This window comes from Pseudomonas sp. NBRC 111143, from assembly GCF_001320965.1.
Taxonomy (GTDB): Bacteria; Pseudomonadota; Gammaproteobacteria; order Pseudomonadales; family Pseudomonadaceae; genus Aquipseudomonas; species Aquipseudomonas machongensis.
Genome location: NZ_BCBT01000008.1, coordinates 72,345 through 85,872 on the forward strand (window position 1 = coordinate 72,345; position 13,528 = coordinate 85,872).

The 13,528-nt window shown below is 63.1% G+C and carries 10 protein-coding genes; 1 reads left to right on the forward strand and 9 read right to left on the reverse strand.

Annotation, left to right across the window (positions count from 1 at the left end):
- Positions 1-168: 168 nt before the first annotated feature.
- Positions 169-1,404 (reverse strand): aspartate kinase, encoded by a 1,236-nt coding sequence (locus APH44_RS06715; protein ID WP_054891921.1) that lies wholly within the window; start codon positions 1,402-1,404, stop codon positions 169-171.
- Positions 1,405-1,488: 84 nt separating this feature from the next.
- Complete coding sequence (gene alaS / locus APH44_RS06720) at positions 1,489-4,113, reverse strand: alanine--tRNA ligase (protein WP_054891922.1); 2,625 nt, start codon at positions 4,111-4,113, stop codon at positions 1,489-1,491.
- Between the two features lie 354 nt (positions 4,114-4,467).
- Between alaS and APH44_RS06725 the strand changes: the two genes are divergently transcribed.
- On the forward strand, positions 4,468-5,661 hold the full coding sequence (locus APH44_RS06725; protein WP_054891923.1) for a M91 family zinc metallopeptidase: 1,194 nt from the start codon (positions 4,468-4,470) through the stop codon (positions 5,659-5,661).
- 4 nt (positions 5,662-5,665) lie between these two features.
- Here APH44_RS06725 and astE read toward each other — a convergent pair whose 3' ends face one another.
- The 7 genes from astE to APH44_RS06760 all read right to left on the reverse strand — a co-directional run bounded on the left by astE (position 5,666) and on the right by APH44_RS06760 (position 13,303).
- Positions 5,666-6,673, reverse strand: coding sequence for a succinylglutamate desuccinylase (gene astE / locus APH44_RS06730; protein WP_054891924.1), 1,008 nt, complete (start codon positions 6,671-6,673; stop codon positions 5,666-5,668).
- 11 nt (positions 6,674-6,684) lie between these two features.
- Entirely contained in the window at positions 6,685-6,975 is a 291-nt protein-coding gene (locus APH44_RS06735) for a hypothetical protein (protein ID WP_054891925.1), read from the reverse strand.
- 15 nt (positions 6,976-6,990) lie between these two features.
- Positions 6,991-8,340 (reverse strand): N-succinylarginine dihydrolase, encoded by a 1,350-nt coding sequence (gene astB, locus APH44_RS06740; protein WP_054891926.1) that lies wholly within the window; start codon positions 8,338-8,340, stop codon positions 6,991-6,993.
- 22 nt (positions 8,341-8,362) lie between these two features.
- Positions 8,363-9,829, reverse strand: coding sequence for a succinylglutamate-semialdehyde dehydrogenase (gene astD, locus APH44_RS06745; RefSeq protein ID WP_177339332.1), 1,467 nt, complete (start codon positions 9,827-9,829; stop codon positions 8,363-8,365).
- Positions 9,826-10,854 carry an arginine N-succinyltransferase gene (astA, locus tag APH44_RS06750; RefSeq protein WP_054891928.1) on the reverse strand — a complete coding sequence of 343 codons (1,029 nt, stop codon included), beginning with the start codon at positions 10,852-10,854 and terminating at the stop codon, positions 9,826-9,828. The genes astD and astA overlap by 4 nt, the downstream gene beginning before the upstream one ends.
- Before the next feature lie 62 nt (positions 10,855-10,916).
- The gene (gene aruF, locus APH44_RS06755) at positions 10,917-11,936 is read right to left on the reverse strand and encodes an arginine/ornithine succinyltransferase subunit alpha (RefSeq protein WP_054891929.1); all 1,020 of its coding nucleotides are present in this window, start codon (positions 11,934-11,936) and stop codon (positions 10,917-10,919) included.
- Positions 11,937-12,082: 146 nt separating this feature from the next.
- Positions 12,083-13,303 (reverse strand): aspartate aminotransferase family protein, encoded by a 1,221-nt coding sequence (locus tag APH44_RS06760; RefSeq protein ID WP_054891930.1) that lies wholly within the window; start codon positions 13,301-13,303, stop codon positions 12,083-12,085.
- Positions 13,304-13,528 lie beyond the last annotated feature (225 nt).

Here is a 13,528-nt window from a genome sequence, read left to right on the forward strand (position 1 = left end):
TTCTCCTCACGCAGTTCATTCAGGGACAACAGTCTGTTGGAAACGGAGGCTGGTCGGGACGAAGGCCCAGCCCTCCTTATCGGCTGTCAGGCAGGAAAGGACAGTAACCCGCATGACAGCCAGAAACGCGAAGGGCGCGGCCGAAGCCGCGCCCCCCGGGGCAATGCGTCACTCGCTCTGTCGGGCAGGCGCATCGAGCTCGAACGCGGTGTGCAGCGCGCGTACGGCCAGCTCCAGGTACTTCTCTTCGATCACCACCGACACCTTGATCTCGGAAGTGGAGATCATCTGGATGTTGATGCTCTCCTTGGCCAGGGCCTCGAACATACGGCTGGCCACGCCCGCGTGGGAGCGCATGCCGACGCCAACGATCGACACCTTGGCGATCTTGGTATCGCCGATCACTTCACGCGCACCGATTTCACGGGCGGTGTTCTCCAGCACGCTCAGAGCCTTTTCGTACTCGTTGCGGTGCACGGTGAAGGTGAAGTCGGTGGTGTTATCGTGCGAGACGTTCTGCACGATCATGTCGACTTCGATGTTCGCGGCGCTGATCGGGCCGAGGATCTTGAAAGCAACGCCCGGGGTGTCCGGCACGCCACGAATGGTCAGCTTGGCCTCATCACGGTTGAAGGCGATACCGGAAATGATCGGCTGTTCCATGGATTCCTCTTCATCGATGGTAATGAGGGTACCCGGACCCTCCTTGAAGCTGTGCAGCACGCGCAGCGGAACGTTGTATTTGCCGGCGAACTCCACCGAACGGATCTGCAGCACCTTGGAACCGAGGCTGGCCATTTCCAGCATCTCTTCAAAGGTGATCTTCTCCAGGCGACGGGCCTGCGGTACCACACGTGGATCGGTGGTATAGACGCCATCGACATCGGTGTAGATCTGACATTCGTCGGCCCCCAGCGCTGCCGCCAGGGCAACACCGGTCGTGTCGGAGCCACCACGCCCGAGGGTGGTGATGTTGCCGTGCTCGTCGACGCCCTGGAAACCTGCGACCACGACCACGGTGCCAGCCTTGAGGTCGGCGCGGATCTTCTGGTCATCGATCTGCAGGATGCGCGCCTTGTTGTGCGCGCTGTCGGTCAGGATGCGCACCTGGTTGCCGGTGTAGGACACCGCCGGCACGCCACGCTTGATCAGCGCCATGGCCAGCAGCGCAATGGTCACCTGCTCGCCGGTCGAGACGATCACATCCAGTTCACGCGGAACCAGCTGATCGGACACCTGCTTGGCCAGGTCGATCAAGCGGTTGGTTTCCCCGCTCATGGCCGACAGCACAACCACCAGGTCATCGCCTGCCTCGCGGTGTTTCTTGACCTTGTCGGCCACCTGCTCGATCCGCTCGATAGAGCCAACGGAGGTGCCGCCAAATTTCTGTACGATCAACGCCATTTCAAAGTGCCTCAGCCCACGAAGGGCACCCAGTAAACAATCCTTCCTGACGCGCCCCGCAAACAGACTGCGGGGCGCGTCATCTCAAAGCCCCTGCTCGGCGAACGGCACGGCCAGTGCCAGGGCCTGATCCAGCGCAGCGACGTCGACGCCACCACCCTGGGCCATGTCCGGACGACCACCGCCCTTTCCGCCCACCGCCGCAGCGGCCTGCTTCATCAGGTCGCCAGCCTTGAGTTGGCTGGAGAGGTCTTTGGTCACGCCGGCCACCAGCACGACCTTGCCCTCATGCTCGCTGCCCAGCAGGATCACTGCATGGCCGAGCTTGTTCTTCAGCTGATCGACGAGTGCCAGCAGCGCCTTGCCATCCTGCCCATCCAGGCGAGCGGCAAGCACCTTGGCACCCTTGACCTCAACGGCCGCACTGGAGAGATCGTCCCCTGCGGCGCTGGCGGCCTTGGCCTGCAGCTGCTCGAGCTGCTTCTCCAGCTGACGGTTGCGCTCGAGCACAGCCGACAGCTTGTCGATCAGGTTGTCGCGGTTACCCTTGACCAGTTGCGCCGCTTCCTTGACCTGCTCTTCGGCAGCGTTCAGGTAGGCTAGCGCCGCAGCACCGGTGATCGCCTCGATACGACGCACACCTGAGGCTACGCCACCTTCACTGATAATCTTGAACAGGCTGATATCGCCGGTGCGCTTGGCGTGAATACCGCCGCACAGCTCTACCGAGAAATCACCGCCCATGCTCAGTACGCGCACGGTGTCGCCGTATTTCTCACCGAACAGCGCCATGGCGCCTTTGCGCTTGGCGGTCTCGATATCGGTCTCGACGGTTTCGACCGCGGAGTTCTTGCGCACTTCGCGGTTTACGATGTCTTCGAGTGCCTTGATCTGCGCAGGCGTCACAGCCTCGAAGTGGCTGAAGTCGAAGCGCAGGCGCTGGCTGTCGACCAGCGAGCCCTTCTGCTGGACGTGCTCGCCCAGCACTTCACGCAGAGCAGCGTGCAGCAGGTGAGTCGCTGAGTGGTTCAGCGAGGTGGCGTGCTGCACATCGGCATCCACGCGGGCCTCGACCGGGGCGCCAATCAGCAGCGCGCCGCTGGCGACCACGCCGTGGTGCAGGAAGGCACCACCGGTCTTGGTGGTGTCGCGCACATCGAAGCGCGCAGCGCCAGCCTGCAGGTAGCCACTGTCACCGACCTGGCCGCCGGATTCGGCGTAGAACGGCGTGCGATCCAGGACGACCACGCCCTCCTCGCCTTCGCCCAACTGGTCGACCGACTGGCCGTCCTTGTACAGGGCGATGATCTTGCCCTGACCTTCGGTGCTGCTGTATCCGAGGAAATCGGTGGCGGTATCGACCTTGACCAGGCTGTTGTAGTCCATGCCGAAGGCGCTGGCCGAGCGGGCGCGCTCGCGCTGGGCGTCCATCTCGCGCTCGAAGCCGGCTTCGTCGATGGTCAGCTCACGCTCGCGGGCGATGTCGGCGGTCAGGTCCATGGGGAAGCCATAGGTGTCGTACAGCTTGAACACCACGTCGCCCGGCACGACCGTGCCCTGCAGCTGCGCCAGGTCCTGTTCGAGGATGCGCAGGCCCTGCTCGAGAGTCTTGGCGAACTGCTCTTCTTCGGTTTTGAGCACGCGCTCGATGTGCGCCTGCTGGCTCTTGAGCTCGGGGAAGGCTTCACCCATCTCGCTGACCAGCGCGGCCACGACCTTGTGGAAGAAGCTGCCCTTGGCGCCAAGTTTGTTGCCATGGCGGCAGGCGCGACGAATGATGCGGCGCAGCACATAGCCACGGCCTTCGTTGGAAGGCAGCACGCCGTCGGCGATCAGGAAGCCGCAGGAACGGATGTGGTCGGCGACCACTTTCAGCGACGACTGCGCTTCGTTACGGCAACCGATGGCCTGGGCTGCGGCATCGAGCAGACTCTGGAACAGGTCGATCTCGTAGTTCGAGTGCACGTGCTGCATCACCGCACTGATGCGCTCAAGGCCCATGCCGGTGTCCACCGACGGGGCGGGCAACGGGTGCAGGACGCCGTCGGCAGTGCGGTTGAACTGCATGAAGACGTTGTTCCAGATCTCGATGTAGCGGTCGCCGTCTTCTTCCGGCGAGCCGGGTGGGCCACCCCAGATGTCGGCGCCGTGGTCGTAGAAGATCTCGGTGCACGGACCGCAAGGGCCGGTATCACCCATGGTCCAGAAGTTGTCGGAAGCGTACGGGGCGCCTTTGTTGTCACCGATGCGCACCATGCGCTCGGCCGGCACGCCGACTTCCTTGGTCCAGATGTCGTAGGCTTCGTCGTCGCTGGCGTAGACAGTGACCCAGAGCTTCTCCTTGGGCAGGTTCAGCCACTTGTCGGAGGTCAGGAAGGTCCAGGCAAAGGTGATCGCGTCGCGCTTGAAATAGTCACCGAAGCTGAAGTTGCCCAGCATCTCGAAGAAAGTGTGGTGACGCGCGGTGTAGCCGACGTTTTCCAGGTCGTTGTGCTTGCCACCGGCGCGCACGCACTTCTGGCTGCTGACAGCGCGCGTGTAGGCGCGCTTCTCGGCGCCCAGGAAGCAGTCCTTGAACTGGTTCATGCCTGCGTTGGTGAACAGCAGGGTTGGGTCGTTGTTCGGGATCAGCGAACTGGAGGCGACTCGGGTATGTCCCTGCTCTTCGAAGAAGCGAAGGAAGGCTTCACGGATTTCTGCGCTTTTCATAGGTTCTTCCACGGAAACGGCGGCCGTTTTGGCTAACGCGTCGGATCGACGAAACGACGGCAAAGGGCCGCATTATATCGGTCCTGCAATCGAGGTGCAGTGTGTTTATGCGATGGAAACCGGCAAACGGACAGTTTTTCCGCTGCAAACAGGTAAAAACGACATGAGCGGATGCTAAATCGGAGCTTTCGTCACTGACAAGCCAATTACCGCCCAGGGGAAAGGAAAAGGGAATAGGCGGCAAATTAAATCCCTGTCATCCGCCTCATACTGACGATTCAGGCGGTATAGGAGTACCACTGGAACCACCAAGCGAACGCCAGAATGCAGCCTCCCCTACGAAAGGAGACGCCCATGGCGCCCGAAGACCTCATGATCCACACCCCTTCCGGCCTTGTGCTGAGACAACAACTACCCTACAGAAGCGGCCCACTGGCGATCAGTCGCCATGACCACACGCTGCTGATCGAAGCACTGGCCCCAGACACCGAACTGTCGGTTCATCCAAGCCCCGAAGGCATCGCGCTGCGCATCGAAGCTACCCGCTACACGCTGGCCCTGGCAAAAACAGAGATGCTGCATATTCGTACTGGCGCCGGCGATGACAACGTATTCGTCGAGTCCACCCTCGACAGCCGCATCGTGATCGAGACCGGCGAGGGCAACGACAGAATCCGGATCGAGGGCCAATTGCCTCCTGATGGCCAGCCCCTGAATGCCGGCTCGGTGATCATTGACGCCGGGGCCGGCGATGACCACGTCGTGGTAGAAGGGGTTCGGCAAGCAGAAATCGATGGCGGCAAGGGCAACGACGCCCTGCACAGCGCCGCTGCCCACAGCACGTTGTATGCCGGCGCTGGCGACGACGTCGTCAGGGTCAATGCGGGCAATGCGACCATCGAGGCCTTTGCCGGCCACAATCGCCTGTCCACAGGGCCACTGGACGATCGACTCTACGGCAACGCCAGCAGCATTCTCGTCGAGGACGGTTTCAGCGCACCACTGCTCTACGAGGCACACGATGCGGAGCTACCAGCGCAATACCTAGACACCTTCGATATCCAGGGTGATCCCGCGTACACCGACAAGGTCAGGCGCCAGTTGGTGATGCTGCGGGCCAGCCCGAGTGCCTCGGGGCTTCTGGAGCAGTTGGTGGCGCACAAGGTGAAGGTCGCCATCAAGTCGATCCCGGAACTGGACAATGCTTATGCTGGATTTGATCCCGCCCAAGGCGATCCGACAATCCGAAACGGCATGCGAGGCGATCGCATCCTGAACTGCAAAATCGGCTATAACCCGCTGGCCCACAGGCGTGACGCACCATCACTGGTGATGCTCTACCACGAGCTCTGTCACGTCTGGAACTTCGCGACCGGAAGCGTGAACGACAACTCCGAGCGCTTGGCTGTCGGGCTAGAAAACCCGGGCTCCCTGTTCGATTTCGACGACGATCCAAGCACGCCCGATACCGACACCAATCCTGCGCCGTTCAACGAAAATGCCTTGCGACACGAACTGGGCCTACCACCCAGGCTGACTTACCCCTGAACCCCTACTCCAGGCGCTGCCCGGAATCCGGCACGATCAGAATCCCTGCCCGCAAGCCATTCCTGACCTTGGGGTTGGGGAAAATGATACGTGCCCCTTCCTCTTCCACGACCCAGCGCGTTTCGGCCAGGTCCTCGGCCAGCAGATAGCCCTTGCTCAGCTCGGAAAAATTCTCGATATCCGTCGGCAAGTGCAGGTGGAAACTGTCGCTGTGCTTGATGATCTCGCGCGCCACGCTGAACAGCTTCAGGCCATCGAGCGAGGCATCGGTCTCAGGCTCGGTATGCTCGATGATCTGAACAAGCCGCGCCTCGAGCTTGTCGAGATTGACCTGCTCGTTCTGCCCGAAAGGACGGGCCTTGCCCAGCTCCAGGGTGAAGGCTTCGGCGTCGAGTTGTTCGTAGGTGAAAGCACTGAAGGTGATCGACGACTTGCTCTGCAGCAGCACCGCCTCCATGCCGGCGGCCGCCAGGCGCGCCAGTTCGCGGCGTGAATGCTTGCGGCCTTCCTTGAACGGGTACAGCGCGAACTGCTCGATCTTCGAACCACGAATGGCCGTGTGCAGGTCGTAATGCAGGCGAGTACGCTCGGGCTTGCTGAAGAACACCCGGGCAAACTGCTCGAGCTCCGCGGCGCGCAGCGCCTCGAAACCACTGGAAAGCTCGTGACGACCGTTGAACAGGCGATTGATGTCCTGCTCGATGAAGCGCTCGCCCTTGCGAATCGCCGCAGGGTTGCCGAACAGGAACAACACCCTGGCACGCGGCTTGATCTGGCCGTTGGCCACACCATGCAGCAGCCGCTCCAACAACTCGATCGGCGCGGTCTCGTTGCCGTGGATGCCGGCCGACAACAACAGGTCGAGCCGACAATCTTCGCTCTCGGCCGGACGCACCTCCAGCGCGCCCTCCCCCAACCAGCGCAAACGCACGCCCTTGGGGGTCACTTGGGTCTTCTCGGCCGGTTCGTGATCGGTCAGGGTCAGCTCAAGCAGTTTGCCGAGGGCGAGCATAGGGCATTTCCTTAGTGGTGGTGACCGCAATCCGGACCGTGCACGTGATCGTCGTCTTCACCGACCTCGGCAGGTTCCATCTCCAGTTGCAGGCTGACCAGGTTGGTGGCCATCGGGCGCAGCAACAGGTTGGCGTACTCGGTATCGTCTTCCTCGACATCGACACCGATCAGCAGTTGACCGCGGCCATCCTGCTGGATCCACACCTCCTTGCCTTGCCAGACCACCGCAAAGCGGGTGCAGGAGGTTTCCAGCTGGGTGCCGTCTTCATCTTCCAGGATCAGGCGCAGGGCGTCGGACATTGCAAATTCTCTCTATCAAGGTTGGCGTTGGAACGGATAGACCGAACCCAACTTCAGGATCTGGGTCAACTCATCCAGTGCCGTACGGCATTCGTCCAGCAACTGCGGGTCGGCAAGATCAGCTTCGCCCAGACGGTCGCGGTAGTGCTTGTCGACCCACTGCACCAGGGTGTCGTACAGCGGGGCGGTCATGATAACGCCTTGGTTGACCGCCGCCAGTTCCGTTTCCTTCAGGGCCACGCGCAAGCGCAGGCAGGCGGGGCCTCCGCCGTTCTGCATGCTCTGCTTGAGGTCGAACACCTTGACCTCCTTCACCACACCCTGCTGGCCGGTCAGCTGGCTCAGGTAACTCCACACGCGCTCGTTGTTGCGGCACTCTTCAGGTACCACCAGCAGCATGGAACCGTCGTCGCGCGACAGCAACTGGCTGTTGAACAGGTAGGACCGCACCGCGTCCTCCACCGTCACTGCCGAACGCGGCACGCGGATGGCCTGGAAGTTGCCGCCCTTTGCAGCCAGTTTAGCCTGCAGTTGGCCAAGCACCGTGTCGGTCTCGAGGAAGGCGTCCTCGTGGTAGAACAGCACCTCGCCGTTACCCACCGAAATCACGTCGTTATGGAACACCCCCTGGTCGATCACCGCCGGGTTCTGTTGAGCGTAGACCACACCTTCCTCGCCAAGGCCATGCAACCGCGCCACGGCCTGGGAGGCCTCGAGGGTCTGGCGCGCCGGATACTTCTGTGGCGCCGGGTAGCGCGCGTCGAAGGCGCTGCGACCATAGACGAAGAACTCCACGCCCGACTCGCCGTACGCACGGCAGAAGCGCGTGTGATTGGCCGCACCCTCGTCGCCGAACTGGGCCACTGCCGGCAATGCCGCGTGGTGGGCGAAATGCTGCTCGTCAGCGAACATCGCCGCCAGCACGCGACTGGTGGTCGGGTGTTCGATGCTGCGGTGGTATTTGCAGTTGAGGTTGGCTGCAGTGAAATGCACCCGCCCATCCGCCGTGTCGGCGCTGGGGCTGACGGTGGCGGCGTTGGCCACCCACATGCTCGAGGCCGAGCAACTGGCGACGAGCAGCGGCATGGCCTCCTTGGCGGCGCGGCGGATCACCTCGGCGTCGCTGCCGGTGAAGCCCAGGCGGCGCAGGGCAGCCACATCCGGTCGCTCCTGCGGGGCCAGCACACCTTGCTTGAAGCCCATTTCCATCAGGGCTTTCATTTTTGCCAGGCCCTGGCGTGCCGCTTCTCGCGGGTTGGAGCACTGCTGGCTGTTGCTCTGCGAGGCCACGTTGCCGTACGAGAGGCCGCCGTAGTTGTGGGTTGGCCCCACCAGGCCATCAAAATTCACTTCATAGGATTTCATCGGCTAGCTCCGAGACCTGTTGTTATAGGGTGACGCCCGGCGTCAGGGTCGCCGGCAGGGCAAGGCTGGCGGTCTCCAGCGAGGCCACGGGGTAGGCGCAGTAGTCCGCCGCGTAATAGGCACTGGCCCGGTGATTGCCACTGGCCCCCACGCCACCGAACGGTGCGCTGCTGGCGGCGCCGGTGAGTTGCTTGTTCCAGTTGACGATGCCGGCGCGACTGCGCAGCCAGAAGTACTGGTAACGAGCGCGCGAGTCGGACAGCAACCCGGCTGCCAGGCCGTACTGGGTGTTGTTGGCCTCATCGATCGCCGCATCAAAGTCGCTGTAGCGAATCACCTGCAGCAGTGGGCCGAAGAACTCTTCGTCGGGCCGGTCGGCAACTGCCGACACATCGAGGATGCCTGGCGTCAACAAGGCCGCGCCGGCCTTTGGCTGGGTCATTTCCAGCAGCGCCAGCGCGCCCTTGGCCAGCAGTTCGGACTGCGCCGCCAGCAAGGCACCGGCAGCCTGCAGCGAAATCACCGAGCCCATGAACGGCGCCGGTTGCTGATCGAAGGCACCGACGCTGATGCTGCGACTGACCTCGACCAGGCGCGCAAGCAGCGTGTCCCCCCAGGCGCCGTGCGGCACCAGAAGACGGCGGGCACAGGTACAACGCTGCCCGGCCGAAATGAACGCCGACTGGATGATGGTGTAGACCGCAGCATCCAGATCCTTGACCTCATCGACCACCAGCGGATTGTTGCCGCCCATTTCCAGCGCCAGGATTTTGTCCGGACGACCGGCGAACTGCTGGTGCAGCAGGTTGCCGGTGCGGCTGGAACCGGTGAAGAACAGACCATCTATGCCCGGGTTGGCCGCCAGAGCGACACCGGTTTCACGGGCGCCCTGCACCAGGTTGAGCACACCGCTCGGCAGCCCGGCGGCGATCCAGCACTTGACCGTCAGCTCGGCGACCTTGGGGGTCAGCTCGCTGGGCTTGAACACGACACAGTTGCCAGCCAGCAGCGCCGGCACGATATGGCCGTTAGGCAAGTGACCAGGGAAGTTATAGGGGCCGAACACCGCCACCACACCATGCGGCTTGTGGCGCAACACGGCGGTCGCGTCGGCCAGCGGGCCGCTCTTCTCGCCGGTACGCTCGCGGTAGCTCTGCACCGAAATCGCCACCTTGTTGACCATGCTGGTGACTTCGGTGGCCGACTCCCACAAGGGCTTGCCGGTTTCCTCACCGATGCAGCGGGCCAGTTCGTCCGCGTTGGCCTTGAGCTGGTCGGCGAAGCCTTCGAGCACGGCGATGCGCGCCTCCAGGCTCAGTTGCGCCCAGGCCGGAAAGGCATTGCGCGCCGCCTGCACCGCAGCTTCGACCTGAGCAGGCGCCGCGCCCTGCCCTTGCCAGACCACGGCCTGGCTGACCGGGTCGAGCGATTGCAGGGCGTCACCCTGGCCGGCCTGCCAGTTTCCGGCGATGTAATGCGTGGTCATTATTGGGTCTCCCGGGGTGCAGTCAGCGGCACGGCGCGAACGTTATCGCCAACGCCCAGGCGCAGGCGCTTGGCGGTCTGCGGATCGACGACCAATGTCCCGGCCGCCAGACGCGCGGGCGCTGCGGTAATACGGCAGTCTTCGCGCTTGCGGTTGTGGATGATGTAAGGCGTGGCGTCGTCACCCGGCGTACCGACCGCCAGCACCAGGGTTTCACTCTCGCGCACGGCTCGGATCTTCGCGGTCTCGCATTCGATTGCCGGACCGGCATCGAAGATGTCGACGTAGCCTTGATAGTTGAAACCTTCGCGCTTGAGCATCGCCAGCGCAGGCTCGGTGTCGGTGTGCACGCGCCCGATGACGCTGCGCGCAGCCTCCGACAGGAAACAGGTGTACAGCGGGAACTTGGGCATCAGCTCGGCGATGAACGACTTGTTGCCCACGCCGGTGAGGTAGTCGGCCTGGCTGAATTCCATCTTGAAGAAGTGGCGGCCCAGGCTTTCCCAGAACGGCGAACGACCGGCAGCGTCGGACATGCCACGCATCTCGGCGATGATCTTCTTGCCGAACAGGTCAGGGAATTCGGCGATGAACAGCATGCGCGACTTCGACAATAGGTGCCCATTGCGCCCGCTGCGGTAGTCACTGCGCAGGAACAGCGAGCACAGCTCGGAGTTGCCGGTCAGGTCGTTGGCCAGGAACAGGGTCGGGATCTCGCGGTAGATGTTCAGTTCCTGCGAGGCGCTGACCGTCAGGCCGACCCGATAGTTGTACCAAGGCTCGCGCAGACCGACGGCGCCGGCGATGGCGCTGATGCCGACCACCAGGCCTTCGTCGTTCTCCAGCACGAACAGGTAGTCGGTGTCGCCACGCTCGGCTTCGCCACTGAAGCTCTTCTCGGCCCAGCCGACACGGCGGGCCAGTCGCTCCTCGTTGGCAGGAAGCGTGGTCAGCCCGGTGGTGCCGGTGCTGCGGGCCAATTCGATCAGCGCAGGTAAATCGCTGCTGCGTACAGGACGAACGATCATGCTATCTCCTTGTGCGGCGGCCTCTGCCTGCCGCGAATCGCGCTTGCCAGCTTCGCGCAGGCTCAGGCGGCAACCAGACGGACGCTGCCGCCTTCACCGACGCCCAGGGCGTCGGCAGCTTCATTGCTCAGTGCCACCGGCTTGCCCGGCACCCAGTCCAGTTCCAGCAGCACGGCGCGGTAGTCCTGCAACTGGCCGTTGCACACCAGGTACGGGCGCCCGCCCTTGACTGGCGTGTCGTCAATCCTGACCGGCACCACGCGGCTCTGGGCAATCGAGCGGATCGCCGAGGTGCGTGCATGCAAGGTCGGGCCACCGTCGAAGATGTCGATGTAGTGCTCGGTCTCGAAACCCTCGCGCATCAGGATGTCGAAGGTGATCTGCGCGCGCGGGTGCACCTGGCCCATGGCTTCCTGGGCTTCGTCGTGCAGTAACGGCACGTAGATCGGGTAGTGCGGCATCAGTTCGGCGAGGAAGGTCCTGCTCTTCAGTCCGCACAGGCGCTCGGCGTCGGCGTAGTTGAGGTCGAAGAAGTTGCGCCCGATGGCGTCCCAGAACGGTGACTCGCCCTGATCGTCGCTGTAGCCGACGATCTCGGTCACCACCGAGTCGGCAAAACGCTCGGGATGCGAAGCCATGAACAGCAGGCGACCGCGCGAATTGAGTTCGGCGAAGCCGCTGTTCACCAGCTCGGGCAATACGTAGAAGCTGGTCAGCAGGCTGTTGCCGGTCAGGTCGTGGCACAGCGACAGAACGTGGATCTTGTTGTGGATCTTCAGCTCGCGCGAAGCGTGCACGAAGGTTTCGTTGCGAAAGCTGTAGAACGGCTCGGAATAGCCGGCCGAGGCGACGATGGCCGAACAGCCGGCGAGCTTGCCGGAGGTGCTGTCTTCAAGCACGAAGAAATAGCTCTCTTCTCCGTTGAAGCTCACCTCGGCAGCGAAGGAGGTTTCCGAGGCGGCGATCTTGTCGCCCAGGCGGCCCGCGTCATCGGGCAGCGAGGTGACACCAATGGGGCTGTCGGCAGCCATGCGCTGCACTTCATTCAGATCCGCCATTTGCGCGGGGCGCATCACCAGCATGGTGTCACTCCTTTGGAATACGGGCCGACCCGGTCGGCACGGAAGAACGGCGGGCACACCCTTGCTTGCACAAGCAGGCACCCGCACTGGAATTCAGGTATCGCCGGCGCAGTACGATCCGCCCCGGCGATGGGACCGCAGGGCGATCAGCCCTGGGTCAGCTTGGCCACAGCGCGCTCGAAGCGGTCCAGACCCTCGTCGATGTCAGCGTCCTCGACCACCAGGCTCGGCGCGAAGCGCACGACGTCAGGACCGGCCTGCAGCACCATCACGCCTTCTTTCTCGGCGGCATTGAGGATGTCCTTGGCCTTGCCTTTCCAGGCCTCGCTCAGCACACAGCCGATCAGCAGGCCAACGCCACGCACCTGGGTGAACAGGCCAGTGTCCTGGCCGATCCTCTCCAGACGGGTCTTGAAACGCGCGTGCTTGGTCTTGATGCCGGCCAGCGTCTCGGGAGTGTTGACCACGTCCAGCACCGCACAGGCGACGGCGCAACCCAGCGGGTTACCGCCATAGGTGGTGCCGTGGGTGCCAACGGCCAGGTGCTTGGCAAGCTCGGTGGTGGTCAGCATGGCACCGATCGGGAAGCCACCGCCCAGGCTCTTGGCGCTGGTCAGGATATCCGGGGTCACGCCGTAGTGCTGGTAGGCGTACAGCGATCCGGTACGGCCGACGCCAGTCTGCACTTCATCGAAGATCAGCAGGGCGTTGTGCTCGTCACACAGTTTGCGCGCACCTTCCAGGTAGGCCTTGTCGGCCGGCACCACCCCGCTCTCGCCCTGGATCGGCTCGATCACTACGGCGCAGGTCTTGTCGGAGATCTGTGCCTTCAGCGCTTCCAGGTCGTTGTACGGGACATGGCTGATGCCGGTGATCTTGGGTCCGAAACCGTCGGAGTACTTGGGCTGGCCACCGACGCTGACGGTGAACAGGGTGCGACCGTGGAAGCTGTTCACGGTGGCGATGATCTCGTGCTTTTCCGGGCCGAAGCGGTCATGCCCGACACGTCGGGCCAACTTGAAGGCGGCCTCGTTGGCTTCGGCGCCGGAGTTGCAGAAGAAAGCACGGTCGGCAAAGGTGGCATCCACCAGCTTGTGCGCCAGGCGCAGGGCCGGCTCGTTGGTGAAGACGTTGGACACGTGCCACAGGGTGTTGGCCTGTTCGGTCAGCGCCTTGACCAGTGCTGGGTGGCAATGACCCAGGGAGTTAACCGCAATGCCGCCGGCGAAGTCGATGAGTTCGCGGCCCGACTGGTCCCAGACGCGGGAACCCTCGCCTCGAACAGGAATGAAGGCCGCCGGGGAGTAGTTGGGAACCATGACCTGGTCGAAATCGGCACGCTGCACCGGGGCTTGCTCAACGGACATCTGAGTCTCCTGAAGAGGAACGCTGGCCTGAAAGTGGCGAGCGATGGGGGGATTGTAAGGACTGATCGGCGCCTGTCCTTGCTGCCAGGCGACAACTTGTTACAGCGCCAACCCCTGTTTTACCTGGGTTTTCGGCAATGCGACAAACACTGTCGCAATCGCGCAGTGTAACGGGCTGACGGGGTGGCGGGGAGAGGGTTGGGCAAATTGGGAGAACGGGTGTTC

Excerpts from the sequence above, each read along its gene's own strand:
- APH44_RS06715 (WP_054891921.1), bottom strand. The coding sequence starts at position 1,404 with ATGGCGTTGATCGTACAGAAATTTGGCGGCACCTCCGTTGGCTCTATC.
- alaS (WP_054891922.1), bottom strand. The coding sequence starts at position 4,113 with ATGAAAAGCGCAGAAATCCGTGAAGCCTTCCTTCGCTTCTTCGAAGAG.
- APH44_RS06725 (WP_054891923.1), top strand. The coding sequence starts at position 4,468 with ATGGCGCCCGAAGACCTCATGATCCACACCCCTTCCGGCCTTGTGCTG.
- astE (WP_054891924.1), bottom strand. The coding sequence starts at position 6,673 with ATGCTCGCCCTCGGCAAACTGCTTGAGCTGACCCTGACCGATCACGAA.
- APH44_RS06735 (WP_054891925.1), bottom strand. The coding sequence starts at position 6,975 with ATGTCCGACGCCCTGCGCCTGATCCTGGAAGATGAAGACGGCACCCAG.
- astB (WP_054891926.1), bottom strand. The coding sequence starts at position 8,340 with ATGAAATCCTATGAAGTGAATTTTGATGGCCTGGTGGGGCCAACCCAC.
- astA (WP_054891928.1), bottom strand. The coding sequence starts at position 10,854 with ATGATCGTTCGTCCTGTACGCAGCAGCGATTTACCTGCGCTGATCGAA.
- aruF (WP_054891929.1), bottom strand. The coding sequence starts at position 11,936 with ATGCTGGTGATGCGCCCCGCGCAAATGGCGGATCTGAATGAAGTGCAG.
- APH44_RS06760 (WP_054891930.1), bottom strand. The coding sequence starts at position 13,303 with ATGTCCGTTGAGCAAGCCCCGGTGCAGCGTGCCGATTTCGACCAGGTC.